Source organism: Haloferax massiliensis (genome assembly GCF_001368915.1).
In the GTDB taxonomy this organism is placed as follows: Archaea; Halobacteriota; Halobacteria; order Halobacteriales; family Haloferacaceae; genus Haloferax; species Haloferax massiliensis.
Map to the genome: position 1 here is coordinate 778,661 of NZ_CSTE01000002.1, position 26,232 is coordinate 804,892.

The 26,232-nt window shown below is 68.9% G+C and carries 27 protein-coding genes; 16 read left to right on the plus strand and 11 right to left on the minus strand.

The window, feature by feature from the left end:
• The first annotated feature begins 361 nt into the window (after positions 1-361).
• From BN996_RS20075 to BN996_RS07970, 5 genes are all read left to right on the plus strand, one after another.
• On the plus strand, positions 362-511 hold the full coding sequence (locus BN996_RS20075; RefSeq protein ID WP_167344116.1) for a DUF7512 family protein: 150 nt from the start codon (positions 362-364) through the stop codon (positions 509-511).
• A complete protein-coding gene (locus BN996_RS07955) occupies positions 508-1,551 on the plus strand; it encodes a sulfite exporter TauE/SafE family protein (protein ID WP_209446886.1) in 1,044 nt (347 codons plus the stop codon). Before BN996_RS20075 ends, BN996_RS07955 begins: the two co-directional genes overlap by 4 nt.
• A 143-nt stretch (positions 1,552-1,694) precedes the next feature.
• On the plus strand, positions 1,695-2,075 hold the full coding sequence (locus BN996_RS07960) for a helix-turn-helix domain-containing protein (RefSeq protein ID WP_004977164.1): 381 nt from the start codon (positions 1,695-1,697) through the stop codon (positions 2,073-2,075).
• Positions 2,076-2,184: 109 nt separating this feature from the next.
• Positions 2,185-2,391, plus strand: a complete 207-nt coding sequence (locus BN996_RS07965) for a DUF7835 family putative zinc beta-ribbon protein (RefSeq protein ID WP_089778085.1) — start codon at positions 2,185-2,187, stop codon at positions 2,389-2,391.
• 88 nt (positions 2,392-2,479) lie between these two features.
• Positions 2,480-2,872 carry a response regulator transcription factor gene (locus tag BN996_RS07970; protein ID WP_089778087.1) on the plus strand — a complete coding sequence of 131 codons (393 nt, stop codon included), beginning with the start codon at positions 2,480-2,482 and terminating at the stop codon, positions 2,870-2,872.
• Positions 2,873-2,901: 29 nt separating this feature from the next.
• Here BN996_RS07970 and BN996_RS07975 read toward each other — a convergent pair whose 3' ends face one another.
• Complete coding sequence (locus BN996_RS07975) at positions 2,902-4,650, minus strand: bacterio-opsin activator domain-containing protein (RefSeq protein ID WP_089778089.1); 1,749 nt, start codon at positions 4,648-4,650, stop codon at positions 2,902-2,904.
• A 140-nt stretch (positions 4,651-4,790) separates the two neighbouring features.
• Positions 4,791-6,806, minus strand: coding sequence for a PAS domain S-box protein (locus BN996_RS07980; RefSeq protein WP_089778091.1), 2,016 nt, complete (start codon positions 6,804-6,806; stop codon positions 4,791-4,793).
• Positions 6,807-7,213: 407 nt separating this feature from the next.
• On the opposite strand from BN996_RS07980, the gene BN996_RS07985 reads away from it, so the two are divergent.
• On the plus strand, positions 7,214-7,516 hold the full coding sequence (locus tag BN996_RS07985; RefSeq protein WP_089778093.1) for a UPF0058 family protein: 303 nt from the start codon (positions 7,214-7,216) through the stop codon (positions 7,514-7,516).
• A gap of 82 nt (positions 7,517-7,598) precedes the next feature.
• Positions 7,599-9,341: a DNA mismatch repair protein gene (locus BN996_RS07990; RefSeq protein ID WP_089778095.1), complete on the plus strand. Its 1,743-nt coding sequence runs from the start codon at positions 7,599-7,601 to the stop codon at positions 9,339-9,341.
• A 75-nt stretch (positions 9,342-9,416) separates the two neighbouring features.
• On the opposite strand, the gene BN996_RS07995 is transcribed toward BN996_RS07990, so the two are convergent.
• The gene (locus BN996_RS07995) at positions 9,417-9,638 is read right to left on the minus strand and encodes a DUF7511 domain-containing protein (RefSeq protein WP_089778097.1); all 222 of its coding nucleotides are present in this window, start codon (positions 9,636-9,638) and stop codon (positions 9,417-9,419) included.
• A 237-nt stretch (positions 9,639-9,875) separates the two neighbouring features.
• On the opposite strand from BN996_RS07995, the gene BN996_RS08000 reads away from it, so the two are divergent.
• Positions 9,876-10,064 (plus strand): DUF7576 family protein, encoded by a 189-nt coding sequence (locus BN996_RS08000; protein WP_089779878.1) that lies wholly within the window; start codon positions 9,876-9,878, stop codon positions 10,062-10,064.
• Positions 10,065-10,124: 60 nt separating this feature from the next.
• Here BN996_RS08000 and BN996_RS08005 read toward each other — a convergent pair whose 3' ends face one another.
• The 3 genes from BN996_RS08005 to BN996_RS08015 all read right to left on the minus strand — a co-directional run bounded on the left by BN996_RS08005 (position 10,125) and on the right by BN996_RS08015 (position 14,171).
• The gene (locus tag BN996_RS08005) at positions 10,125-12,479 is read right to left on the minus strand and encodes an ATP-dependent DNA helicase (protein ID WP_089778099.1); all 2,355 of its coding nucleotides are present in this window, start codon (positions 12,477-12,479) and stop codon (positions 10,125-10,127) included.
• Between the two features lie 78 nt (positions 12,480-12,557).
• Positions 12,558-12,944: an ArsR/SmtB family transcription factor gene (locus BN996_RS08010; protein WP_089778102.1), complete on the minus strand. Its 387-nt coding sequence runs from the start codon at positions 12,942-12,944 to the stop codon at positions 12,558-12,560.
• A gap of 42 nt (positions 12,945-12,986) precedes the next feature.
• Positions 12,987-14,171: an MFS transporter gene (locus BN996_RS08015; RefSeq protein WP_167344117.1), complete on the minus strand. Its 1,185-nt coding sequence runs from the start codon at positions 14,169-14,171 to the stop codon at positions 12,987-12,989.
• Positions 14,172-14,260: 89 nt separating this feature from the next.
• On the opposite strand from BN996_RS08015, the gene BN996_RS08020 reads away from it, so the two are divergent.
• Together BN996_RS08020 and moaC are read left to right on the plus strand one after the other, a co-directional pair.
• Positions 14,261-15,640, plus strand: a complete 1,380-nt coding sequence (locus BN996_RS08020; RefSeq protein WP_264371804.1) for an NAD(P)H-hydrate dehydratase — start codon at positions 14,261-14,263, stop codon at positions 15,638-15,640.
• Positions 15,637-16,164, plus strand: coding sequence for a cyclic pyranopterin monophosphate synthase MoaC (gene moaC, locus BN996_RS08025; RefSeq protein WP_007273842.1), 528 nt, complete (start codon positions 15,637-15,639; stop codon positions 16,162-16,164). The genes BN996_RS08020 and moaC overlap by 4 nt, the downstream gene beginning before the upstream one ends.
• A 71-nt stretch (positions 16,165-16,235) precedes the next feature.
• Here the strand turns inward: moaC and hflX are convergent, their stop codons facing one another.
• Positions 16,236-17,537 (minus strand): GTPase HflX, encoded by a 1,302-nt coding sequence (gene hflX / locus BN996_RS08030; protein ID WP_007273843.1) that lies wholly within the window; start codon positions 17,535-17,537, stop codon positions 16,236-16,238.
• Positions 17,538-17,777: 240 nt separating this feature from the next.
• Between hflX and BN996_RS08035 the strand changes: the two genes are divergently transcribed.
• Complete coding sequence (locus BN996_RS08035; RefSeq protein ID WP_007273844.1) at positions 17,778-18,107, plus strand: FUN14 domain-containing protein; 330 nt, start codon at positions 17,778-17,780, stop codon at positions 18,105-18,107.
• Positions 18,108-18,146: 39 nt separating this feature from the next.
• On the opposite strand, the gene BN996_RS08040 is transcribed toward BN996_RS08035, so the two are convergent.
• Entirely contained in the window at positions 18,147-18,863 is a 717-nt protein-coding gene (locus BN996_RS08040; RefSeq protein ID WP_004968119.1) for a ribosome assembly factor SBDS, read from the minus strand.
• Between the two features lie 125 nt (positions 18,864-18,988).
• Between BN996_RS08040 and BN996_RS08045 the strand changes: the two genes are divergently transcribed.
• Complete coding sequence (locus BN996_RS08045; protein ID WP_089778107.1) at positions 18,989-19,303, plus strand: NifU family protein; 315 nt, start codon at positions 18,989-18,991, stop codon at positions 19,301-19,303.
• Positions 19,304-19,424: 121 nt separating this feature from the next.
• Here BN996_RS08045 and trxA read toward each other — a convergent pair whose 3' ends face one another.
• Positions 19,425-19,760 (minus strand): thioredoxin, encoded by a 336-nt coding sequence (trxA, locus tag BN996_RS08050; protein WP_089778109.1) that lies wholly within the window; start codon positions 19,758-19,760, stop codon positions 19,425-19,427.
• Between the two features lie 111 nt (positions 19,761-19,871).
• On the minus strand, positions 19,872-20,531 hold the full coding sequence (locus tag BN996_RS08055; RefSeq protein WP_089778111.1) for a 2,5-diamino-6-(ribosylamino)-4(3H)-pyrimidinone 5'-phosphate reductase: 660 nt from the start codon (positions 20,529-20,531) through the stop codon (positions 19,872-19,874).
• Positions 20,532-20,651: 120 nt separating this feature from the next.
• Here BN996_RS08055 and BN996_RS08060 point away from each other — a divergent pair, with 120 nt between their 5' ends.
• Entirely contained in the window at positions 20,652-21,764 is a 1,113-nt protein-coding gene (locus BN996_RS08060) for a glycosyltransferase family 4 protein (RefSeq protein WP_089779880.1), read from the plus strand.
• A 70-nt stretch (positions 21,765-21,834) separates the two neighbouring features.
• On the opposite strand, the gene BN996_RS08065 is transcribed toward BN996_RS08060, so the two are convergent.
• Complete coding sequence (locus BN996_RS08065; protein WP_089778114.1) at positions 21,835-22,212, minus strand: DUF7510 family protein; 378 nt, start codon at positions 22,210-22,212, stop codon at positions 21,835-21,837.
• A gap of 100 nt (positions 22,213-22,312) precedes the next feature.
• Between BN996_RS08065 and BN996_RS08070 the strand changes: the two genes are divergently transcribed.
• From BN996_RS08070 to BN996_RS08080, 3 genes are read left to right on the plus strand one after another with little or no spacing between them, the layout of a single operon-like run.
• The gene (locus BN996_RS08070; RefSeq protein ID WP_089778116.1) at positions 22,313-23,596 is read left to right on the plus strand and encodes a Single-stranded DNA binding protein; all 1,284 of its coding nucleotides are present in this window, start codon (positions 22,313-22,315) and stop codon (positions 23,594-23,596) included.
• Entirely contained in the window at positions 23,593-25,431 is a 1,839-nt protein-coding gene (locus tag BN996_RS08075) for a rpa-associated protein (protein WP_089778118.1), read from the plus strand. The genes BN996_RS08070 and BN996_RS08075 overlap by 4 nt, the downstream gene beginning before the upstream one ends.
• A gap of 4 nt (positions 25,432-25,435) precedes the next feature.
• Positions 25,436-26,218 (plus strand): metallophosphoesterase, encoded by a 783-nt coding sequence (locus BN996_RS08080; RefSeq protein ID WP_089778119.1) that lies wholly within the window; start codon positions 25,436-25,438, stop codon positions 26,216-26,218.
• Positions 26,219-26,232: the final 14 nt, after the last annotated feature.

A 26,232-nucleotide genomic window follows, 5' to 3' on the forward strand; every position in this document is an offset into this window, starting at 1 on the left:
CTCGCTTCCGTCGAGAGCGGGCCGTTCGGTGGTCACCGTGGGACGCCGCGAACGCCGCCGTGAGTCCCCCTCGACCGCGATTTCTCTAATGAGATATGCTTCGATATAGTCTTGCACAATAAGCAAACAACTACCTTGTCGTAGATAGCGGAGAAATATGTTCGTAACGCCCCTTGATACAAAATATACCTCGGTTGAGCGGTATTCTTATGCCCATTCTATAACTTACGAGTATGCAATAGCTATGTGGTCTTGTACAGTATTCCCAAAAGCGTTATATCCTCACTCCGGTTAGCCAGCGTTGTACAAGAAAGTATGATTCGTACAATATACACCGAGAACCCCGAGGGGTGCTGGTAAGATGTTCGGAATCGAGACGTTGAGCGGGAACGCGCAGGCGGCCGCGCTCGTCGGCATCGTTCTCGTCGAGGCGATGGTGCTGTACGTCGGCTACGGCGCGCTGACCGCCGCGGTGGGGCCGTCCGTGCGGAAGGCCATCGGTGGTGAGTGAGCGTGTTCGAGCTACTCGGAATGTCGGCAGGGATGCTGGCGCTCTTCGTCGCGTTCGGCGTCCTCATCGGCATCCTGTTCGGCTTCTTCGGCATGGGCGGGTCGTTCCTCGTGACGCCCGCGCTCCTCGTCATGGGCTATCCCTCGCGCGTGGCCGTCGGCTCCGGCCTCGCGTTCGTCTTCGGGACCTCCGTCATCGCGACGCTGAAGCACCGCGACCTCGGACAGGTCGACTACAAACTCGGTATTTCGATGATTATCGGGACCACGGTCGGCCTCGAAGTCGGGAAGGAAATCGTCCTCTACCTCGAAGAACTCGGACTCGCCGGTAACATCATCAGCGTCACGTACGTGCTGCTTCTCGGCGGTATCGGGCTGTTCGTCACCTACGAGGCGCTGAAGGGCGGAAACGGCGGCGGCGTCAGCCACGACGTGGACGGCGACGCCGACATCGACGCCGACGACATCCCCGAGCTGGCGAAGAAGATTCAAGGCTACTCGCTGCCGCCGATGATAACCCTCCGCGGCGGCGTCAAGGTCTCGCTGTGGATGATTCTGCTCGTCGCGTTCGCCACGGGGCTCCTCTCGGGGTTCCTCGGCGTCGGCGGCGGCTTCATCCGCATGCCCGCGCTGTTCTACCTCATCGGCGTCCCGGTGCCCATCGCGGTCGGGACCGACCTGTTCGAAATCATGTTCTCGGGCGGCATCGGCTCGTTCCTCTACGCGCAGTCCGGCGGCGTCGACCTCTCTATCGTCGCGCCGCTGCTCGCCGGGTCGGCGCTCGGCGCGCGCGTCGGCTCCGCCGCGACCTCCATCGTCGACGAGGACGAGATCAAGATTTACTTCGGCCTGATGCTGCTCCTCGGCGCGCTCGCGGTCGCCGTGCGGCAGGCCGGGAACTACCTCGGCATGGGCGTCCTCGACTACGTCAGCCTCGCGCTCATCCTCGGGTCGGCGCTCATGGTCTCCGGCGCGGTGCTCTACAGCGCCGTCAAGTCCATGCGAGCCCCCTCGGCGGCCGGGAGTTCGACCGCCGACTGAGGGCGACGGCTCGCACGCGAACCGCACTCGCATCGAACGCGAATCCGCGACACCGAGCGGTCGTTTCTCACTCGGTGTTGTGCAAAGCATACAAACCCTTTTGAGGGCTGACCACGTAGCCCGAACCGATAATGGCTAGCTCGATGGTCGAATACCTGCAATCGGACATGGAGTGCGAGGGGCTCCTTGAGTGTCTCCACGGACTGAAGCAACTCGACCGACGGTGTTTCGAGGTGCTCGTCGAGACCGACGAACACCTGACCGTCGACGAGGTCGCCGAAGCGGTCGAACGGGAGCGCTCGACCGCCTACCGCTCCATCCAGCGCCTGCTGCAGGCGGGGCTCATCCAGAAGGAACAGGTGAACTACGAACACGGCGGCTACTACCACGTCTACCACCCGACCGACCCCAACGAGGTCGCAGACGACATGCAGCGCATGCTCAACGACTGGTACGCCCAGATGGGCACGCTCATCCAAGAGTTCCGCGACAAGTACGACGAGAAGATCGTCCCCGCGGAGTGAGTCCCCTCGGCCGACGAGCGGCCGCCGCCTCTCGATTTGTCCGCGTCCCAAATCAATTAGGTTCCGTATTCAACGGCACACAGTCCGTAGCTACTGCCACGACCACTCTATGTCGAAGAGTAAAAGCAGTCCCCGAAACAACGAGTTCGTCGAAGAGTGCCCGTCGTGTGAGTCGCGGACGCCTCACGACGTCTCCATCGAAATCAAGACCGAGAGCCGGAAACGCGAGAACCGCGAGTTCTCCCGCGAGCCGTACCGCGTCACGCGCTGTACGCGCTGCGGGAACACGCAGTCCCAGCGCATGAACGACGCGTGAACGACGCTCCCGACCGGCGGCCGACCTCCAACCGCATCCGAGTTCGAACGACCACGCCCGCGACGCCGACGTAGCCACGGTCCGAGACATGACACAATCTCACACACCCGACGCGCCGACCGTCCTCCTCGTCGACGACGAGGCCGCCCTCGCCGACAGCCTCGCGCTGTGGCTCGAACGCCGCTACCGCGTCCGGGTCGCCTACTCCGGACACGAGGCCCTCCAGGCGTTCGACGACGACGTCGACCTCGTCTTCCTCGACCGCAACCTCCCCGGTCTCTCCGGCGAGTCCGTCCTCGAAGAACTCCGCCGCCGAGTCGACCCGTCGTCGTTCGATGTCGTCATGCTCAGCGCCTCGCCCGGCGACGAACTGGCCGCCCTCCCCGTGGACGACGTGCTCACGAAGCCGGTCACCAAACGTGACGTCTTCGACGCCGCCGCTCGACTCGTCGGCGACGCGCCCGGAGCAAAACTCGAATAAACGCCTCTCTTGCCCGTAGCTCCCGGCCGCTAATCGTTCGCCGGTGCCGGATTCAGCTCGTCGAAATACGTCTCGATGAGCTTCCGCTCCGCCGTCCGGAGATGCTCGTGGAGCGTCGGCGGTGAGATGCCGAGCGAGTCGGCGACTTCCTCGGCCGTGCTCCCGCGGGGCCACTCGAAGTAGCCGGAGACGAGCGACGTTTCGAGGACCGTCCGCTGTCGGTCGGTCAGCTTCGAGTCGAGCGCCCGCCGGAAGGAGTCCGGCGACTGGACGGACCGCTCGACCTCGCGCTTTGCGACGACGGAGACGCCCGGTGCGGCCGTCGTCACCGCCTCTACGAGCGCGCCGTGGTCGGCGTCGGCCGCGACGTGGAGCGCGAGACTCCCGCTGCCCTCCGAGAGCGTCAACCGCTCCACGCTCGCGCCGTGGTCGATGGCGGTCGAAAGTACCGTCTCGGCGTCGGTGCGGAGTTCGACGACGGACTCCTCGTCGCCGTCGGAGACGACGCGGGCCTGCGAGACGTCGTCGGACTCGATTGCGGCCGCGACCACGTCGCTCCCCGACGCGCCCGCGACGCTGACGAAACAGGTGAGGCCGTCGTCGAGGCCGGTCACGCCGTCGAGCGAAAACCGGCAGTCGAGCGCCGCCGAGAGCCGGGCGAGCACGCCGGCGTCGCAGCCGAGCTGAAACTCCAGTTCGACGACGCTGTCGCCGTTGAGAAGCTGTTTGCTCTGGGTCGCGTTGATGCCGTTGCCGACGGTCGCTCCGAGGTCTGAAAACAGCGCGGCGGCCTCGTCGTCGAAGCCGTCGGTCTCGTCGTAGACGACGAGCGCGCCGTACATCGTCTCGCGGTAGCCGATGGCGACACAGAGCGCCGACACCGCGCCGAGGTCGGCGGCGTCCTCGCCGAAGACGGCCGCGCGGTGCGCCTCCGAGACGTCCTCGAAGACGAAGCCGTCTTCGACCGTCCCGTCGATGCCGAACGCCTCGTCGACGAACGCGAGGTCGACGCCCGAGGGGTCGAGGCCGTGGCCCGCCGCCGCGGTACACCGGAGCGACCCCGCGGCGGTGCGCCTGAGGACGAACGCGGCCTCGTGGGCGCTCGCGACCGCGTCGCAGACGGTCTGTTCGATTTCGTCGCGGGTGCGCGCGTCGATGAGCGCCCGGTCGACGTCGCGGAGGAGCTCGTTGGTCCGGTTCAGGCGGTCGAGCTGCGCCTCGCGGTTTCGAATCGCCGCCTCGTGTTCGGCCCGCACCGCCTCCAAGCGGCTGCGCAGGTCGGACAGCGCCTCCGGCTCGCGGAGCTCCTCCACGTCGCGGCTGTCGAGCGCCGCCTCGGTGGATTCGAGCGCGAAGTACTCGCGGACCTCGGACTCGAACCCCGACCGTACGAGCAGTTCCTCGACCGTCTCTTTGACCTCCGACTCGGAGACGGGTTTGACGAGGTAGGCGTCGAACGGCATGTCGACGATGTCGGTGTCGGGCTCGACCGCGGTCATCATCGCCACGCGGCAGTCGAGGCCGCGCTCGCGAATCTCTTCGAGCACGTCGTCTCCCGTGACGTTCGGCATCCGGCGGTCGAGGAGGACGACGTCGACTGTGTCGTCGAGCCGGCGGAGGGCTTCTTCTCCGCCGTATGCGGTCTCGACGGCGAACCGCTCGCCGTCGAGCCAGTACCGGCAGGTGTCCGCGAGGTCCTCGTCGTCGTCGACCACGAGGACGACCTGCTCGGCGGCCCGCTGGTCGGGGCTCTCGCGCGCCGAGCGTTCGGTGACCATCGTATCGAGCACACAGTAACGGCGAACAGTAATATATCTGCCCATCGCAGAAGGTGGAATTTAGGCGGTACGGCGACCCGAATCGCCGGTCTCCGACGGTCGGTCTCCGCCGCCGAAGGCGGGGTGAACGCGGGCCGAACTCACGCTCGCGGGAGCGTGACGACGAACGTGGCCCCGCCGCGGTCGTTGTCCTCGATTCCGACCGCCCCGCCGTAGCTCTCGACGATTTCCCGGACCAGAAACAGGCCGAAGCCGTTGCCCGGGTTCGACAGGTCCTCGATGCGCTGGTCGACGATGCGGTGTTTCTCCTCGTCGGGGACGCCCGGCCCGTTGTCGGAGACGCGGAGTTCGACCACGTCGTCGCCGGCGGCAACCTCGACTTCGACCGCGGGGTTCGGCTTGTCGTTGTGCTGGACGGCGTTTTTCAGCAGGTGCTCGACGACCTCGTCCAGCAGGTCGTCGGCGACGACCGAGATGGCCGGCAGTCGCCCGACCGTGACGCTCGCGGCGTCGGACTCCCGCCGGAGCGACTCCACGCCGTGGTCGACCGCCTCGTCGATTCGCCGCGGGCGGAACTCGTGGGACTCGCGCTCGACGATGACCTTCATGAACGTCCGCATCGTCCCGACGAGTTCGGTCATCTCGCGGACGCGACCCTGTATCGTTTCGAGGTGGGTCAGCCCCGCGTCGTCCACGAAGTCCTCGACGATGTCCGCCCGCGCGCCGACCACGTTCAGCCCGTTGAGGAGGTTGTGGCGGATGATGCGGTTCACGAACTCCAGTCGCTCCTGTTCGCGGCGGAGCGCACGCTCTCGCTCCTTGCGGGCGGTGATGTCGTGGCCTTCGAGGACCAGAAACGACACCTCGCCCTCGTCGTCGTGGACCGGCGTGACGGAGAAATCGACGACGACCGGCCGGCCGGTGTTATCGCGGTCGATTTCGACCTCGTGGCGGACGAACTCCCCGTCGGCCGCGCGGTCGAGGTCCGCCCGGAGGTCGGCGACGCGCTCGTCGTGGCCGCGCCACCACGGCGTCTCCCACGCTCGAAGCCCGACGATGTCGTCGCGGTCGGCGTCGACGAGGTCGAGCGCGGCGTCGTTCACCCGGAGGACCGTCCCGTCGGGGTCGACCAGCCCGATGTGCTGGAAGGTGCTGTTGAACACCGCGTCCAGTTGCCGCTCGCGGCGCTTCCGGTCGGTCATGTCGCGGGTCACCTTGGCGAAGCCGATGACCTCGCCGGCGTCGTCGGTCAGGGCGGTGATGGTGACAGACGCCCAAAAGCGGGTGCCGTCGGCTCGGACCCGCCACCCCTCGTTTTCGACCCGGCCCTCGGTCCGCGCCCGGTCGAGGAGGCGCTCCGGCAGGCCGGCTTCGGCGTCTTCGTCGGTGTAGAACGTCTCGATGTGCTCCCCGAGTATCTCCTCCGTGTCGTAGCCCTTGATGGCCGCCGCGCCGCGGTTCCAGCTCTCGACGCGCCCCGAGGCGTCGAGCCGGAACAGCGCGTACTCCTCGATGTTCTCGACGATGCGCGAAAACGCCTGCTCGCGGCGTTCGAGTTCGCGCTCGCGCTCCCGGCGGACGCGGGTGTCGATGCCGTGGGCGACGGCGTGGCCGAGGTTCGAAATCGGCTCGGCGAGCTCGGCGGTGAACGCCCGCTCGTGCTCGGCGTACATCGTGAGCACGCCGTAGCGCGCGTCGTCGTAGACGAGCGGGACCGACGCCGCAGAGCGGTAGCCGCGTTCGAGCGCCGGTCCCCGGAACGCCCCGAACGCCGGGTCGTCGGCGACGCTCTGGGTCGCCTGCACCGCGTTCGACCGGACCGCCCGGCCGACGGGGCCGCCTCCCTCGGGGCGCTCCGCCGACACCGACACGTCTATCTCGTCGAGGTAGCCGTCTTCGACGCCGGCCCACGCGGTCGGCTCCACGTCGCCCGTCGTCTCGTCGACGACGCCGACCCACGCGAACCGGAGTTCGCCGGTCTGGACGAGTCGCTCGCAGACCTGCCGCTCGATGTCCTCGCGCTCGGCGGCGTCGACGATTATCTCGTTTACGTCCGCGACGACCTCGTTGAACGTCGCGAGGATGTCGAGCCGCTGGCGCAGTTCGCGCTCGGTGACCGACGGCTCGCCGCCCGACCGCGGAGACCCGTCTGTCATCCCGTTCGACCCCCCCGAGAACGGGCGTCCCGTCGTGCGTGCATACCCCGACTCTAACCCCCACCGACTTGTGCGTTTCTCGGTCGCCCCGAGTCGGACCTAACCACGTAGGGCCGTGAATTACTACTGACCGTTCCATTCCACTATACGGCCACAGTGACCTGCCCGGGTCACTCGTCGTGCCCGCACGGCCCCACGGTGGAATCGACAACCCACCCCCTCTCTCTCCGCCCTGGGGACGTGTCCCTGCCCAAACCCCAACTCCCTTTCCGCGAAATCGCCCGACGAGCGACGGGTGTTTCGTTCGTATCCCCGGCTCGTACATTCATTTCTCCCCGATGCAGATACAAGACCAAAAACACGCTTCACCGCGCCATTTACCCCCGATGAGCACATACGTGCAACTCATGAAGAAAAACGAGCTCATCCACGTCCACTCGCTGCTCGTGGAAATCGCCACAGACTACCGCGACCGCGGGGTGCTCACGAGCGCCGACCTCGAACCGTACAACCGACTGGGAATCGGCCCGATGGCCCTCCGGGACTGCCGCGCCGACCACGAGCGCGCCGTCCGGACGCTCACGACCGCGCTCGCGGTCTGTGCGGCCCGGGACCTCGACCGCGACGCGGAGGGGGTACCCGGCCGACACCTGCTTCAGTCCGACGAGACGGCTGGCACGGACACCGACCAACGCGCACCCTCGTACTGAATTTTCTTCGCGGGCCACCCTCGAACAGCGGCGGCACCGTCCGACGGATGGACCTAAGAGCGCCCGGTGAGACGCCCCCGGTATGCGACTCGAAGACTACTGGGGCGTCGGCCCGAAGACCTCGGACCGACTCGAATCGGCGCTCGGCAGGGAGGGGGCGGTCGCAGCCATCGAGTCGGCCGACGTGCGGGCGCTCGTCGACGCCGGCGTCACCCGCGGGCGGGCGGTTCGCATCCTCCGCCGGGCCGACGGGCAGGACGGCATCGACGCGCTGGCGACCCGGGACGCCCGCGACGTGTACGACGACCTGCTGTCGCTCGCCAGCGACCGCGCGCTGACCGAACACGCCGCCGACCGCATCCGCGTGTTGACGCCGCTTCCGACCGTCGGGGCCCGGCGCGACCGCCTCGACCGCATCCTCGCGGCGCGGGAGGCGTGGGCCGACCTCGACGGCGACGCCCGCGACGCCGTCGAGGAGGCGTTCCGCGACTACGACGAGGCCGGCGAGACCGAGCGCGCCGCCGTCCGCGCCGCGCTCGAACTCCGGGAGGCCGGCCTCCGCGGCGAGCCGTTCGACGCGCTGGCGGAGGCCGACCCCGACGCCCTCCGCGACGCGCTCGGGGCGCTCGGCTACGTCGATAAGGACGGCTCGGTCGCCGCGGGCGCCGACGACCGCCTCGACAGCCTGCGGAGCCGGCTCGACACCGCGAACGAACTCCAATCCGGCTCGTTCGACGTGCTCGAAACCATCCAGTCGCGGGGCGTCCGCTCGCTGGACGACTTCCGCGCCGCGTTCGTCCAGTACGTCGCACAGGAGACCGACCTCTCGCGCGGCGAGGTCGAGTCGGTCGCCGCCGAGGACGCCCGCGACGCGACCGACTTCGTGAGCGCGTCGCTCCGGGCGCTCGTCGAGGACCTCGAAGCCGACGTCGCCGCCCGCGAGGAGACCGTCGCCGAGGAGCTTCGGGACCGCATCTGGGCCGCCCGCGACGACGTCGACCTCGCGGTCGAGGCCGTCGACGAGGTGGCGCTGTCGCTGTCGCTCGCGCGGTTCGCAAACGAGTACGACCTGACGCCGCCGGACATCGCCGAGACCGGGCTGGCGGTCTGCGGCGCGCGAAACCTCTTTCTCGACGACCCACAGCCCGTCTCCTACGCCGTCGGCGACCACGAACTCGCGTGCGCCGGCGGACCGACGCCGCCGGTCGGCGACCGCGTGTCGGTCCTCACGGGGGCCAACAGCGGCGGGAAGACGACGCTTCTGGAGACGCTCTCGCAGGTCGCCATCCTCGCGTCGATGGGGCTTCCCGTCCCCGCCGAGTCGGCGGTCGTCGGCCGGTTCGACTCGGTCGTGTTCCACCGCCGGCACGCGAGCTTCAACGCGGGCGTGCTCGAATCGACGCTCAAGTCCATCGTTCCGCCGCTTTCGGGCGGCGGGCGGACGCTGATGCTCGTCGACGAGTTCGAGGCCATCACCGAACCGGGTCGCGCGGCCGACCTGCTCAACGGACTGGTGAACCTCACCGTCGAGCGCGACGCCTTCGGCGTCTACGTCACGCACCTCGCGGACGAGCTGAGCCCGCTCCCGCCGGAGGCCCGCATCGACGGCATCTTCGCCGAGGGGCTGACCGACGAGCTGGAACTGCGCGTGGACTACCAGCCGCGGTTCGGGACGGTCGGCAAGTCCACGCCGGAGTTCATCGTCTCGCGGCTGGTGGCGAACGCCCGCGACCGCGCCGAGCGGCAGGGATTCGAAGCGCTGGCGGCGGCAGTGGGCGAAGAGGCGGTACAAAAGACGCTGTCCGACGCCGAGTTCGTCGGCTGAGTCGACCCGGCGTCGGAGGGGGCTCGCGGCGGCGACGACGCTCGTCGGTTTCGCGGCGACCGGGCCGGCGTCGACTCAGCACATCTCGTCGAGCGAGACGAACGCGTCGGCGTCGGCGGTCAGCCACGCCTCCATCTGGTCGCGACAACTGTCGCGCCGGGGGTAGACGGTCACTTGGTCCGGGCTCCCTCGATAGGTGACGACGACGCTATGGAGGAGGCAATCCCCGGTGGTATCCGCGCCGGCGCGGTCAGCGGTCCCTGCAACCGAGTTCTGAGATGCGGGCAGTTCGGACATTCGCCGTCACGTAGACAAACGCGACCGTGATTACATAACCTTCACTAAGTGTGGTAGTCATTGACAATATCCGTGGGTTACAAAACGTTGCACCAAGTGGGAGTACGGAGTGATACATAGCCGCGAACACCGACGCGCAGGTGTGGATTCCTCAGTTTCGCGGCATCGGTCGGGCTGTCGGGCGACTTCTGCCGGCGGAGACGGGTTGAAGTGCCCGGGACCGCCATCTGGGTGTCGATGGTCGATCCCACGTCCGATTTGGAAGCAAACGTAGACCCAGAAGACGCCCCGACCTGCGCGACGTGCGGGGAGCCGATTGCCAACAACCCGACACACCGCGTCGTCACGTGGGTCGAAGACGACACTGTGCAGGCGCGGCACTTCTGCGACGACGACTGCCGGGACGCGTGGGACGACGAACGCTGACGCTCTCCTGACGACACGTCTGGCACTCGGCACGCCGGCCGCGACGCGGCCCACCCGCGACTACTCGACCGACGACCAGAACCGGTCGAGACCGAAGCCGAGCATGTCCGGACTGACGGGTCTGAACTCCTCGCGCTCCTGTTCCGGCAGGTAGTCGCGGACGCCGTTCCACGAGTCGCGGGCGTACCGGGCGTCGACGAAGACGCGGACGCCGACCTCGTCGGTGCCGCGGATGACGCGCCCGATGGCCTGTCGCGCCTTTCTGACCGCGGGGACGGTCAGGGCCGTCTCGAACCCGTTCCCGAACTCGCGGTCGTAGGCCGTCTTCACCGCGCGGGTCCGCGGCGACGACGTGTTGATGAGCGGGACGCCGCAGACGACGGCCGCCGAGAGCTTGTCGCCGCTGTAGTCGACGCCCTCGGTGAGCGTGCCGCGGAGGCTCGTCACGAGCACCTTCCCCTCGCCGCCGAAGAAATCGCGCTTGAGCCGCTCCGTGGCCCCGTCGTCGGACGACTCGTCGAGGAGCACGGGCTTGTCGACGCGGGCTTCGAGCGCGCCCGCCATCCACTCCGCCTCGGCGTAGTTCGGCATCCCGACGAGGACGTTCCCCGGCGACCGCTCGCACACCTCGACGGCGGCGTCGGTGTACGCGAGCCGCGTCTCGTTTTCCTCGCCGGGCGGCCCGCGGTTGCTGTGGGTGAACTTCGGCACGTCGACGGCGAAGCTCGCGCGGTTCGACTCGGGGAAGCCGAGGCCGAACGTCCGCTCGGCCACCGGGCGGCCGTCGTCGGCGAGGGCGTCGAGGCCGGTCACGCGCCGGAACACGTCGATGGGTTCGAGCGTCGCGCTCATGAGGACGCCGCCGCCGAAGTCGCCGAGGCGCTCGGCGATGGCCTCGCCGGGGACGCAGTTGTGGACCGACAGCCGGGCGTTGTACGCGCGCCGCCACGACTCCGGCGGCTCCATCTCGTCCCACGTCCGTTCGAGCTCGATTTCGCGGAAGTGCTTCTCGTGGTCCGCGTAGGCCCACGTCGAAAGCGCCCGCCCCGCCGCGGGCGCGGCCCGGCGCTTGTCGTCGTCCTCCACCGAGTCGAGGATGCGGGCGACCGCCGAGCCGGTCGCCTCGGCGCGGACCCACGTCCCCTCGTCGTGGCCGCTCTCCTCGGCCCACTCGGTGAGTTCGTCGACGCCGGGGTCCTCGGGGTCGCGCAGCGGGAGCTCCTCGTCGTCGAGTTCGGTGAGGTCGGCGCGCCAGCCGACGTACTCGCGGTCGAGGTGCGCGGTCACGCGCCGGTCGAGCTCCTCGCGGAGGTCGCGGATGAAGTCCCGGGTCTCCTCCAGTTCGCGGAGCGTCACGTCGGCCTCCTGTAGCTCCCCGCGGACGAGGTCGGCGTCGACGGTGGACTTGCCGGCGTCGTCGAACTTCACGGGCTGGATGACGCGCGTGAACTCGCTTTCGGCGTCGCGGAGCGTCCGGTCGCCGACGCCGACGGAGACGAGGTCGCGGACGCGGGGTTCGAGCATGTGCGCCTCGTCGCAGATGACGAACGTCGAGTCGTCGACGAGCGCGCCGGTGAACGTGCCGACGGTCGTCGGGTCGAACGCGTGGTAGTAGTTGCCGACGACGACCTCGACGTGGGGCAACAGCGCGCCCATCACGGAGTGGGGACACGACCCCGCGCCCGCGGCCAGCGAGACGAGGTCCTCGGTCCCGATGAGTCCCTTCTCGTCGAACTCGAAGGGGACGGCCTCGATTGGGTCGCCGTCCTCGGGGAGGTCCGCGAGGAAGTTCGCGTAGAACGGGCAGTACTCCACGTCCTCGTACTCCGGCATCGACGTCGGGTACGGCGTCGGGTCGCCCGCGGTTTCGAGGTAGTCCGGCCCCGCGGTCGTCGAGCCGGTGTCGAGGAGGCCGGTCTGTTGCTCGCGGGCGTCTTTGGCGAGCGCCTCGGCGCTGGTCCGCCCGCCGTCGCCGACGAGTCCGCGGGTCCGGTCGCGGAGGGCCTCACAGCGGTCGTAGACGGTCGCGTCGTCGATGCCGCCGCGGCCCTCGCGGCTGTAGGGACACACGTCGGACTTGCCGACGAGCGTGAGCCCCGAGACGGGCTTCCAGTCGCTCGGGAGGTTCTCGTTGATGGTTCGGAGGTCGGCCTCGAACTGCCGGAGCTGTTGCTTGACGCTCGTGAGGACGAAGACGCGCTCGTAGTCGGAGTCGGGGTCGCGGACGAGGTCGATGCCGGCGGTGAGCGCGAGCATCGTCTTGCCGGTCCCGCACGCGCCCTCCACGACGGCGAAGCCGTCGTCGCGGGCGGTCTGTATCGCGGTCTCGATTCCGTCGGCCTGCTCCGGGTACGCCTCCGGGTGGCCGAACACCTCCTGCCAGGTCACGCTCTGTGGTCCAGTTGCGACGGCCATAGGGGTGTCGGTGAGTGGCCGCGGACTCGCACTTGAACGTTCGCGAGAGAGCCTGCCGGCACGCGGACCGCGCCGACGCTATTCGAGGAAGGAGGCGATTGCCTCGGCGAAGGCCTCTCGGTCCCCGCCGTCGCCGCCGACGCAGACGACGAACGGCGCGGCGGCGGCGTACACCTTCATCTCGCGGCCCTTCTCGGAGTAGCGGGTGTCGGCGACGCGGACGAGGTCGGCCTCGATGAGGTTTCCGAGGTGGTGGCGGGCGTTCTGGACGGAGGTCTCGACCCGCTTCGAGAGTTCGGTCGCCGTCGCCGGCGAGTCCTGCAGACACGACAGCAGGTCGCGGGCGGTGTCACAAGAGAGGCAGCCGAGGAGTTGCGCCGTCTCGTCGTCGTCGAGCCAGTGAACCCGAGGGTCGGCCTCACCGCTCGAATCGACGGTCCCGTCGGACGGGAGCAACCCTGACATACAATCGACATTTCGGTGCGGGAAGTAAACCGTTTCGGGAGGTCAGGCGCTCGACGGCTCGGTGCGGTCGACGCCGGGGAGTCGGTTCACCGCGTAGAGGACGGCGAGCGCGGCGACGAACACCGCGAGGCCGCCGGCGAGCGTCCGGAAGACGGCCTCGAAGGCGTAGTTCGCCTCGGTCAGGAAGCCGACCGCGCCGCTCCCGTTGGCCTCCAAGAGGAGCGCCGCGCCGCTGAAGACGGCGTAGGCGCTCCCGCGGGCGTCGCTCGGCAGCGACGAGAGCATGAACGTGTCCAGCGCGGGAAACAGGCTGTGGACGACGTAGCCGAGCACCGCGACGACGACGGCGACGGCGACGAAGCCCTGCGCGTACGTCAGGGCAACGAGCGCGCCGATGAAGGCGACGAGCAGGCCGAAGATGTACGGGACGTGCGGGAGGTTGTCGGCGAGGCGGCCCGAAAGCGAGAACGCGGGGACGCCGGCCGCGAAGACGATGGTGAGCATCGTGCTCGCCGTGGCGGCGTCGAACGCCTTCGCTTGGGTCATGTACGACACGAGGAAGTTGAACAGGCCCTGCCAGACGAACCCCGCGGGCGCGATGAGGAGGATGCCCGTGAGGATGAGCTTCCAGTGACCGAGCGCGGCGGAGAAGTCGCGGTCCGCGCCCGTGCCGGCCCCCGCGCTTCCGTCTCGGGAGACGGCGTAGAGGAGGAGCGTCACGAGCGCGCCGGCGGCCGCCAGCACCCAGAACGTCTCGCGCCACGAGTACGACGCGAGGATGAAGACGACGACGGGCGCGGCGACGACGGCGGCGACCTGACTGGCCGCGCCGTGGATACCGACCATGCGGCCGACGCGCTCGGGGAACAGTTCGCCGACGAGCGGGGTCGCGGAGACGAAGTACGCGCCGGAGGCGAGCCCGAGGCCGAACGCGCCGATTTGGAGCGTCAGCACCGACGTCGCGCTCGCGGTGAACGCCGCGGCGACGACGAGCAGCGTGCCCGACCCGAGGACGACCTTCGACCGCGAGACGCGCGTGAGGAGGTAGCCGACGGGGATGCGCGGGATGGCGGTCCCGAGCCAGACGAGGCTCGTCACGACGCCGATGGTCGCCGGGCCGACCGAGAACTGCGTCTGGAGCGTCTCGACGAGCGGCGGGAACGCGACGCGGCCGAAGTTGACGAGGAAGACGAGTCCGCAGAGAGTTCCGAAGAGGCGGCGAGTCACTACCCCGGATTCAGTCGCCGCCGTGTCAAGCGTTGCGAATCCGACCCGCGACCACATGTGTTAACGCGCCGCCGGGCAAACGGGGGCGTATGATTACGAGTCGACGCATGGCCGCGGTCGACCTGAACGCCGAGGCGCTCGGCGTGCCGCGGAAACAGCTCATGGAGTCGAGCGGGAACGCCGTCGCGCGGGCGTGTCGCGACCTCGCGGACCCCGGCGCGTCGGTCGCAGTCGTCGCCGGGCGCGGCAACAACGGCGGCGACGCCCTCGCCGCCGCGCGGTTCCTGAAGGCGTACGACGTGACCGTCCACCTGCTCGGCCGCCCCGAGACGATTTCGACCGACATCGCCCGCGAGAACTGGGACGCCCTCGTCGCGGGCGAGGCCGACCACCGGACCGTCACCGACTCGGCCGGCTTCGACCTCGGCGACCCGGACCTCGTCGTGGACGCGATGCTCGGCACCGGCGTCACCGGCGCGCTCCGCGAACCCGAGGCGACGGCCGCGCGCGCCATCAACGACTCCTCGGCGACCGTCCTCGCGGTGGACGTGCCCTCCGGCGTCGACGCCGATACGGGCGACGCGGCGGGCCTCGCGGTCGACGCCGACCGGGTCGTCACCTTCCACGACGACAAGCCCGGCCTCGGCGACCTCGACTGCGAGGTCGTCGTCGCCGACATCGGCATCCCCGAGGCCGCGGAGCTGTTCACCGGTCCCGGCGACCTCCTCGCGCTCGACCGCGACGCCCAGAGCCACAAGGGCGACCACGGCGACGTGCTCGTCGTCGGCGGCGGTCCGTACACCGGCGCGCCCGCGCTCGCCGCGCAGTCGGCCCTCAGAGCCGGCGCTGACCTCGCCCGCGTCGCCTGCCCCGAGGCCGTCGCCCGCGAGGTACAGGGCTACTCCGAGAACCTCATCGTCCGCGGCTTTTCGGGCGACCGACTCGCGCCCGAACACGTCCCGGACCTGCTCGATTTCGCCGCCGACCGCGACGCGGTCGTCTTCGGCCCCGGCCTCGGCGACGCCGACGAGTCGCTCGCCGCGGTTCGCGAGTTCCTCGCCGCCTACGACGGGACCGCCGTCGTCGACGCCGACGCCCTGCAGGTCGTCCCCGACGTGGACACCGAGGCGACGCTCATCTGTACGCCCCATCAGGGCGAGTTGCGGAAGATGGGCGGCGAGACCGACTCCGACTGGGAGGTCCGGAGCGACCTCGTCCGCGAGTTCGCCGCCGACCTCGGCCACACGCTCCTCGTGAAGGGCGCGTACGACGTGGTTTCGGACGGCGACGCGGTCCGCGTCAACCGAACCGGGAACCCCGGCATGACCGTCGGCGGCACCGGCGACGTGCTGGCGGGCGCGACCGGCGCGCTCGCGGCCCTCCTCGCCGCCGAGGCGTTCGGCGGCGGCCTCGTCGCCACCGACCTCTTGGAACGACTGCCCGCGGCCCTGCGAGGTGACGAAGCATGAGCGACGAGCGCGCCGGTGCGGAGTCGAACGAATCGGTTGACCGCGACGACAGCGACCTGACCCACGTTGACGAGGAAGGCAACGTCCAGATGGTCGACGTGGGCGCGAAGCCCGACAGCCGCCGCCGGGCGGTCGCCCGCGGGACCATCCACCTCAGCGCCTCGACGGTTCGGGCCATCCGCGACGACGAAATCGGGAAGGGCGACGTGTTGGCGACCGCCCGAATCGGCGCGATTCAGGCCGTCAAGCACACGTGGGAGACGATTCCGATGTGCCACCAGATACCCATCACGAACGTCGACACCGAGTTCGAGGTGGCCGACGAGTCGGTCACGCTCTCCGTGACGGTCGGGACGACCGGCAAGACGGGCTGTGAGATGGAGGCGCTAGAGGGCGTGACGACCGGCCTCAACGTCGTCTGGGACATGGTGAAAGCCGCGGAGAAAGACGACGACGGCCAGTATCCGGGGACGCGAATCTCGGACGTGGAGGTCGTCACGAAGGAAAAAGCGACGCTCGACTGAGTCGAAACCGGCGGGTCGGGTCGAGTCCGCGACGGACCAAAGCGTGGTGGGCGCGACTCGGCGCAGGCCGCTCAGGCCGAGTCGGCCGGCACGGAGAGGTCGGCGGCCTTCGCCCGCGCCTTCTCGACGATAGCGGGGCGCGCCTCGAACTCGACGTGGACCTGTTCGCCCTCGTACTCCTCGGTCTCGACGTGGGCGTGGTCGTAGAGCCACGAGACGAGGCTCATCGTGTCGTCGGCCATCGGCAACAGGAGGCGCTCGCGCTCCCACGGGGGGAGTTCGTCCTCGACGCGGGCGGCCAGTTCCTCGACGTTCTCGCCGGTCAGCCCCGAGACGGCGACGGGGTTGGGCGCGAGCGCCGACAGCGCCGCGCGCTTTTCGTCGAGCTCCTCGGCCGCGACCTTGTCCACCTTGTTGAACACGGTCACGATGGGCGCTTCGTTGCGCTCGTAGAGTGTGTCGTGGCTCGTGACGAGCTTCTCGCGCATCTCTTCGACGGGCTCGGAGGCGTCAACGACGAGCAACACGAGGTCGGCCCGGTAGACCGAATCGAGCGTGGACTTGAACGACTCGACGAGCCAGTGGGGGAGGTCCGAGACGAACCCGACGGTGTCGGTGAGAAGCACGTCTCGCTTGCCCGTTTCGGCGCGCCGGGTGGTCGTCCCGAGGGTCGTAAACAGCTTGTCCTGTGACTCCGCGGTCGGGTCGAGGTCCGGGTGGAGGTCGTCGTTCTGGCCGACTTCGAGGTCGGCGGCGAGCCGTTGCATCAGCGTCGACTTCCCGGCGTTCGTGTAGCCCGCGAGGGCCACGAGGTCGAAGCCGGACTCGCGGCGCTGTTCGCGCCGGGTCTCCTCCTTGTCCGCGATGGCGTCCAGTTCGTTCTTGATGCGCGAAATCTGGGCCTTGATGTCCTGCTCGCGGCTCTCGTCGTACTCGCCGAGGCCCATGAAGCCGGGGCGCTCGTCGCGCTTCGCCAGCGACGCCTTCGCCTCGGCGCGAGGCAGTTCGTAGCGGAGTTCGGCGAGTTCGACCTGCAACTGCGCCTTGCGGGTGTTCGCCCGCTGGCCGAAGATGTCGAGGATGAGCGTGAAGCGGTCGATGACCTCCGCGTCGTCGGGGAGCTTCTGGGCGATGTTGTACGTCTGGTAGGGGCCCAGCCGGTTGTCGAAGACGACGGCGGCGGCGTCCTCGCGAGCGACGAGCGACGCTAACTCGCCGACTTTCCCCTCCCCGAAGTGGAACGCGGCGTCCTCCTCGCGGGTCTGGGTGAGTTCGCCGACGACCTCGTAGCCCGCGGCGCGGGCGAGGTCGGAAATCTCCGTGAGGTCGGCGTCTCCGCGGTCGACGCGCTTCGCGACGACGACGCGACTCATCGCCGCACCTCGATTGTGGGGTACGTTGCCTGCACTGTGTCAGTCGGTACTAGCCGCCGGAGGCACTTAAGCCCCGCTCGGCCGGGGTCACGCGTCGAGATGGCGTCCCGTCACCTCCCGTTCCATGGCCGCGTTTGGACGCCGGGACTCTTGTAGGTTGCCCGGCCGCGACCTGACAGTTCGGCGACGACGACAGTCACCCCACAAATCACTTATACCGATAGGCGGGATGTTCGCCGTATGGACCCCTTACAACTGAGCATCGACCCCCAACAGCTCGGCATCGAGTTCGGGAGCGGGGCCGTCATCGGCGGCATCATCGGCTTCGCGGCCAAGAAAATCGCGAAGCTCATCGCCGTCATCGTGGGCCTCGAACTCGCCGTGTTCAAGTTCCTCGAATCGCGGGGCATCATCACCGTCGACTGGGAGCGCCTCACCGGCGGCCTCGTGAGCGCCACGCAGGACGCCGCGAGCGGCGCGCCGCCGGACTGGATTTCGACGATTCTCTCGACGCTGTCCGTCTCCGCCGGCTTCTCCGGCGGCTTCCTCGTCGGCTTCAAGAAGGGATAGTTCGCGTTCGCGTTCGCGTCTCGGCCGTGCCGACCCGTCTCAGAGCTCGTCTTCGTCCTTGACGATGCGCGTCTCGGCCGTGCCGCTCGTGATGTTGTTCACCTTGTCGTAGAAGTCGTTTTGCATCCCCGCGGGGAACGTGATGACGCCGACCCACGAGCCGTCGTTCTGCCACTCCTCGCGTTCGAGGTCGCCGTAGCTCCGAATCTGCGCCTGTCCGCTGCCGGCGTACTCGGCGGGGAGTTGGACGGCGACGGTGACCTCGGCGAACTTGATGGGCAACACGGGTCGGAGCGCGTCGAGGGCGTCGTCGACCTGCGACTCGACCGGCTCCATCGGGTCGATTTTGAAGCCGGCCTCTTCGAGCGCGCGCTCGATTCGCTCCGGCGGGTGCGGCGAGTCGTTCATCTGCGGGTTCACCGCGTTGCGCGCGATGCGGTTGATGAGCGACTTGCGCTTCTGTTCTTGCATCTCGCGGCGCTGTTCGGCCGTGATCTGAATCTCCCCTTTCTTGACGACCTGGGGGATTATCTCCAGCGGGTCGGTCGTCCCGAAGACCTCTTCGAGGTCGTTCTCGGCGGGGCGGTCGCCGCGGGAGGCGTCCTCGAACACGTCTTCGGCGGCGATGACCTCTTCGAGGTCGCCGTCGAACTCACCGCGCTTTATCGAGAGCGCCGCGTCGGGGTCGATGAGCACCTCGAACCGCGCGCCGTGAGATTCCAGGCGGGCCGTGACTGCCTCGTCGAGTGAAATCATAGGTTCCGATACTCTCTCCGTGGTAAAAAGCCCTCGCCGACCGACTCACCCGACAGCGTCTCGCGAAATTCGCCGCGACCTCGTTCGGAGCAATCGTTATGCTCGCCCGCACCCCACGTCTCGGTATGAGTTCGCAGACGTCGGAGAAGTCCCTCGAAGAACGGCTCGACCTGTTCATGCGGCGGAACTTCCCCCAGATAGAGATGCACGGCGGCGACGCGGGTATCGAGGCCATCGACGACGAGACCGGCGAAGTGTGGATCTCCCTCACCGGCGCGTGTTCCGGCTGCGGCATCTCGCCGATGACGATTCAGGCGTTGAAGGCGCGCATGGTCGCCGAGTTCGAGGAGATAGACGCGGTCCACGCCTCGACCGGCGGCTTCTACGACGACGACCCGGGCGCGGGGTTCGAACCCGACGTGTCCGACGCGCCCTTCTGAGCCGCCTTCTGACTCCGCTTTTCGACCGAACCGTCCCCACGAGCGACGACGCCCGGAGCGCGCGCCGTCGCTCGCCGTGATAGATAAACAGAGAATCGAACCGAGCGAAGCGGACGCCCGCTTACGCGGCGGCTTCGATGATGTCGACGAGGTCCTCTTTGCTCTGGACGCCGATGACCTCCTTCACCTGCTCGCCGCCGGCGTAGAACTGCAGGGTCGGGACGCTTCGAATCCCCTGTTCGCGGGCCAGCTCTTGGAGTTCGTCGATGTCGACCTTGGCGACGACGGCGTCGGTCTCCTCGGCGATTTCCTTCACGGTGGGTTCGAGCATCTTACACGGGCCGCACCACTCGGCGTGGTAGTCCACGAGGACGACCCCGCTGTCGGCGATGAGTTCGTCGAGTTCGTCCGAACTCTCGATGTGGACGGGCGCATCGGTTGTCTTCGGAGTGCTCATGTCTCCACGTATCGGCGCGACACTCTTACCCATTGCGCCTGTTTGCGTGACGGCGCACGACCGCGAAGCTCCGCGCTCGCGGCGAAATCGGCCGGATTCGAGGAACGAGGCTCAGCAGTCGTAGGTCAGGAGCACCCCGTCGTCGACGCGCTCGACACCGCGGAGCGACAGTCGGGGGAAGTCGGCGACGAAGCCCTCCCCGTCGGCGAGGGTCGGCGCATCGCGGCCGCCGATGACCATCGAGCCGACGTAGAGCGTGAGTTCGTCGACGAGGCCGGCCTCGAACAGCGAGAAGATGAGTTCGCCGCCGCCCTCGACCATGAGTCGGTCGACGCCGCGCGATTCGAGCGCGCCGAGGGCGTCGGGGAGCGACACCCGCTTTTCGCCCGCGACGACGAGTTCCGCGCCGGCGGATTCGAGCGCGTCGCGGCGGGCGTCGGGCGCGGCTTCGGAGACGAGCACGTAGGTCGTCGCCGCGTCGTCCAGAACCCGGGCGTCGGTCGGGGTCCGAGCGCGCGAGTCAGCAACGACGCGGGCGGGGTGCGGCGAGTCGCCTCGGTCCTCGCGGGCGGTGACGAGGTCGGGGTCGTCGAGCGTGAGGTGCGGGTCGTCGGCGAGGACGGTCCCGACGCCGACGGCGACGGCGTCGGCGGCCGCGCGAATCTCGTCCACGCGGGCGAAGTCGTCGTCGCCGCTTATCCGCACCTGCTCGCGGCGGCGCGAGGAGAGCTTGCCGTCGAGACTCGCGGCGGCGTTGACGTGGACGTGCATACTCGCGGGTCGTCGCCGCGGCGAAAACGCCTTTCGGTGGGTCGTCGCCGGAGTATTGCCGGACAGGAATTAAATAGGCATCTGTGGTACATTGTGTCATCTATGACTGCCAAGGTCCTGATGCTGGGGTGGGGGTTTCCGCCGAACGTCAGCGGCGGGCTCGACACGCACGTCGGCGAGATGTTCGAACGTCTCGAAGAGCGGGAGGACGTGGACATCGAACTCGTGCTTCCGGCCGAGTACGCGCCGGACCGCGATGGAATCGTGGGCGTCCCGACGGGCGAGGGCGACATCATCACGCGCATCGGGCGGCTGGGGTCGACGTTCGCGGAGCGCGCGGCCGACGCCGACATCGTCCACACGCACGACTGGTTCGGCTACGGCCCGGGGTCGCGCGCGAAGTCGAACAACGAGGACGTGGAGTGGGTGACCACGTTCCACTCGCTTTCGTCCGACCGCAACATCGACCCGCCGCAGCGGGAGGTCGAGACCGAGCGCCGCATCGCCGAGCGCTGCGACCACCTGCTCGCGGTGAGCGAACTCCTCGCGGACAAGGTCAAACGGGAGTACGGCGGCGACTGCCACGTCATCTACAACGGCTTTTCGGAGTGCGAGACGACGGGCCGCGACCTCAAGGCGGAGCTCGGCATCGACGGGAAGATGCTGTTTTTCGTCGGCCGCCACACCGACCAGAAGGGCATCTCGCACCTCGTCTACGCGATGGAGAAACTCGCCCGCGACGACGTGACGCTCGTCATGGGCGGGTCGGGCCACCTCACCGCCCAACTCAAGCGCTTCGCCGAACTGCTCGGCGTCGAAGACCGCATCAAGTGGGCCGGCTACGTCCCCGAGGAGGCGCTCGGTGACTACTACGCCTCCGCGGACCTGTTCGTCTCGCCGTCGCTGTCAGAGCCGTTCGGCATCACCATCGTCGAGGCGCTCTCGACCGGCACGCGCGTCGTCGCCACCGAGAGCGGCGCGGCGGAGGTCCTCCCCGAGGACTGCGTCATCGAGGTCGAACCCGACTCGCGCTCTATCGCCGACGGTATCGAGTACGGCCTCTCGCTGGAGGGGAAACCGGAGTACGAACCGTACACGTGGGACCGCGTCGTCGACGAGACGGTCGACTACTACCACAGCATCCTCGACGACGACGCCGACCCCTCGGCCGGCGCGGAGAACGAAGTGACCGCGGACGCCGACGCGGACGCCGCCGAGTCGGACGCGAACTGAACAGGACAACGGGCGGCGTCAGAAGCGAGGGGCGGCGCTCGGCGGGGAGAACGGGGGGAGCGACCCGCGTTCAGCGGAGGAGTCGCACGTCGGTCACCGGCTCGGGGTGGCGAATCCGGTAGCCGCCGCGGGTCGGGACCATCCCCTCTCGCGGCATCGTGCCGCGGGCGGACTGGTACGGCGAGTCGTCGGTCTGGACCGACTGGTACGGCGAGTCGTACGCCGACTGGTAGGGGCTGTCCGACGGCTGGTACGCGCTGTCGGTCGCCGCCTCGGCGTCGAACCCCTCCGGCGGGAGGTAGATTCGCTCGCCGGACGCCGAGCGGACGACGACTGCGGTGTCTTTGTCGCCTTCCATCACGATGGTCGTCCACCCGTCCTCGATGGTCACCGAGAAAGAGACGTCCTCGTCGGCGTCGGCGGCCTCCGGGGCCTCGTCGTTCGACATACGAGTCTAACTGGCACGCGAACACTTAGTGATTCGCCCGCGGCCGGTCGCCCGGCCGCCCGGCAACACTTTTTATCCGACGGGGGCGAATCCCGACTCGATGGAACTCGACCAGCATGCCGAGGAGCTCGCCTCCGCCCTCGGTGTCGACAAAGAGGAGGTCAAATCCGACCTGCAGAACCTGCTGCAGTACAGCGTCCCGCTCGACGAGGCGAAACAGAGCGTCCGCCGCAAACACGGCGGCGGAAGCTCCGGCGGGAGCGACGGCGCGCCCTCGACGAAGCGAATCGCCGACATCGACCCCGACGGCGGCAACGTCTCGGTGACGGTTCGCGTGCTCACCGTGGGCACCCGTTCTATCGTCTATCAGGGCGACGAACAGACCATCCGTGAGGGGGAACTCGCCGACGAGTCCGGCGTCATCTCCTACACCGCGTGGCAGGACTTCGGCTTCGAACCGGGCGACTCCGTCGTCATCGGTAACGCCGGCGTCCGCGAGTGGGACGGCAAGCCCGAACTGAACATCGGCGCGTCCTCGACGGTCGGCGTGGAGTCCGAGACGGTCGAGACGCCCTACGACGACCGCATCGGCGGCGAGGCCGACCTCATCGACCTGCAGGCCGGCGACCGCGGCCGAACCGTCGAGGTCCGCGTCCTCGAAGTCGACTCGCGCACCATCGACGGACGAAACGGCGAGACGACCATCCTCTCGGGCGTCGTCGCCGACGAGACGGGACGGCTTCCCTTCACCGACTGGGCACCCCGCCCCGACGTGGAGGAGGGCGCGAGCCTCCGCCTGTCGGACGTGTACGTCCGGGAGTTCCGCGGCGTGCCGCAGGTGAACCTCTCGGAGTTCACATCGCTCGAAGTGCTCGACGACCCCGTTTCCGTGACGGACTCCGCGCCGCGACTGAAAGTCGGCGAGGCCGTCGACGCCGGCGGGATGTTCGACGTGGAAGTGCTCGGGAACGTCCTCGAAGTGCGCGACGGCTCCGGGCTCATCGAGCGCTGTCCCGACTGTAGCCGCGTCGTTCAGAACGGCCAGTGCCGACAGCACGGCGAGGTCGACGGCGAGGACGACATGCGCGTGAAGGCGATTCTCGACGACGGCACCGGCACGGTGACCGCCATCCTCGACCGCGACCTCACCGAAGAGATCTACGGCGGGACGATGGCCGACGCGATGGAGGCCGCCCGCGAGGCGATGGACAAGGAGGTCGTCGCCGAGGACATCGCCGACACGCTCGTCGGCCGCGAGTACCGCGTCCGCGGGAACCTCTCGGTTGACGAGTACGGCGCGAACCTCGAAGCCGACGAGTTCGAGGAGACCGACGACGACCCGGCCGAACGCGCGGCCGCCCTCCTCACGGAGGTGCGCGCATGAGCGCCTCGCCGGTCGTCGGCACGCGGGAAATCGCCTACCGCGTCTTCGCCGCCGAGTTCGACGACGCGTCGCTTTCGTACTCCGAGAGCGACGAGGAGCGCGCGCCGAACTACGTGGTCACGCCCACCGGCGCGCGACTCAACCGGACGTTCGTCGCCGGCGTGCTCACCGAGGTCGAACACGTCAACGACGAGGTGCTCCGCGGGCGCATTGCGGACCCGACGGGCGCGTTCGTCACCTACGCCGGCCAGTACCAGCCCGAACCGATGGCCTACCTCGACGCGGCGACGCCCCCGGCGTTCGTCTCGCTCGCGGGGAAGGCCCGGACGTACGAGCCGGACGACGCCGACGTGGTCTACTCCTCGGTCCGCCCCGAGAGCGTCAACACCGTCGACGCCGACGTGCGCGACCGCTGGATCGTCTCGGCCGCCGAGGCGACCCTCCGACGCATCGCGGTGTTCGACGAGGCGCTGTCGATGCCCTACCGCGGCGACGACCTGACCCGCGCGCTCGAAGCCCGCGGCGTCGACTCGACGCTCGCGGCGGGCGTCCCCCGCGCAATCGACCACTACGGGACGACCCGAACCTATCTCGAAGCCCTGCGCGAAGTCGCCGTGCAGGCGCTCGAACTCGTCGCGGGCGACCGCGACCAGGTGGACTCCCTCGACGTCGCCCCCGGCGACGGCGGCGACGCGGTGCTCGGCCCGCTCCCCGAACTCGACCTCGAACCGGCCGACAGCGTCGATATCGAGGTCGGCGACGCGGACGCTGACGACGGCGACGAACTCGGCGATCCGGAGCCCGACGCTGTCGAGGCGGAAGCCGACCCGGACGAGTTCGAGACCGAATCCGATTCCGAACCGACTGCAACGCCCGACGCGGGTCCGGAACCCGCCGACGGTGCCGAGTCCGACGCCGTCGAGCCGGAGTCTGAATCCGAGCCCGTCACAGAACCTGAATCCGAACCCGTCGCGGAAACCGACCCCGAGCCGGTCGCCGCCGAGACGACGGCCACGACTGAGAGCGAGCCGTCCGCGACGGTCGATGCCGAGTCCGAGTCGGAACCTGACGCGGAACCCGACCTCACGTCCGAACCCGAACCGGCGACCGACTCGCTTGACGCCGATTCGGAGCCCGGCTTCGACGCCGGTGCCGACGACGGCACGCTCGGCGACTTCGACGACGACGCCCCCGACGCGGGCGCGACCGACACCGAGTCGTTCGACGGTTCGGAAGGCGGAACCCTCGGCGACTTCGACGACGGCTTCGACGACCCAGAACCAGAGGCGGAGGCGACCGATTCGACCGACTCGGTCGACCCCGACGGGATGTACGAACTCGACGAGGACGAGCGAGCCGAAATCGAGTCCGAGTTCGGCACGGAGTTCACCTCCGGCGCGGACGTCGACCCCGCCGGCGAGGCGGACATCGACGTGCCCGACGCGGACGACCTCACCGAACAGCTCGAAGACGAGCCCGCCGACGCCGAACCGGAACCGGAACCCGCGGCCGACGCCGCCGCGGAACCCGAACCGGCGGTCGAGTCCGAGCCTGAACCCGAACCCGAGCCGACGCCCGACGCGGCGTCGGCCGGGGACGAAGACGAGACCGAGGCCGACGCCGACGACGCCGCCGAGGACATCGACCTCGAATCGGTCGTCGTGGACGCCATGGACGACCTCGACGGGGGCGACGGCGCGGACCACGACGAGGTCGTCGCCGCCGTCGTCGACGAGTACGGCGCGGACCCCGGCGCGGTCGAAGACGCCATCCAAGAGGCGCTCCTCGGCGGTCGGTGCTACGAGCCGCAGGACGGCGTGCTGAAGGCCATCTGAGGCCGTGTCGGGACCGCTCGTCGAACCGATTCCCGGCCATCCCGCCGCGGTGGCGGAGACGAGCAGACGCGGGTTCCCCGAGCGCTCGCTCGTCGTCGCCGACTACCACGCCGGCATCGAGGCCGGCCTGCGGTACGAACGCGGGGTGGAACTCCCGTCGAAGGCCGCGGTCCGCCGCGAGCGCCTGCTGTCGCTTCTCGACCGGGCCGACGCCGACCGACTGGTCGTCCTCGGCGACCTCGGCCACCGCATCGGCGACCAGAAGGGAGACGAGGCCGAGGAACTGCGCGCCCTCGCGGCCGCCGTGGCCGACCGCGCGGAACTGACGGTCGTCCCCGGCAACCACGACGGCGGCCTCGCGGACTTCTTCGGCGACGACGTGGAGGTGACCGACCCCGCTGGCGTCCGCCTCGGCGACGTGGGCTTCTGCCACGGCCACACGTGGCCCTCGCGGGAGGTGCTCGCCGCCGACGTGGTCTGTTCGGCCCACGAACACCCGGCGGTCAGGCTGGAAGACGAGGTCGGCGGCGCGCGGAAAGAGCGCGTCTGGCTCCGCGGCTCCCTCGCGCCCGCGGTGTTCGCGGAACACTACGAGGTCGCCCCCGCGGAGGTGGCGCGAGCAGACGCCGAACTCGTGGTGTTCCCGGCGTTCAACGACACCTCGGGCGGGACGTGGGTCAACGTCGCCGGACAGGGCTTTCTCTCGCCGTTTCTGCCCGACGGCCTCGCTGACGGCGAGGCCTACCTGCTCGACGGCACGCGGTTGGGCGACTACCGGAACGTCTGAGCCTAAGCAGAGCC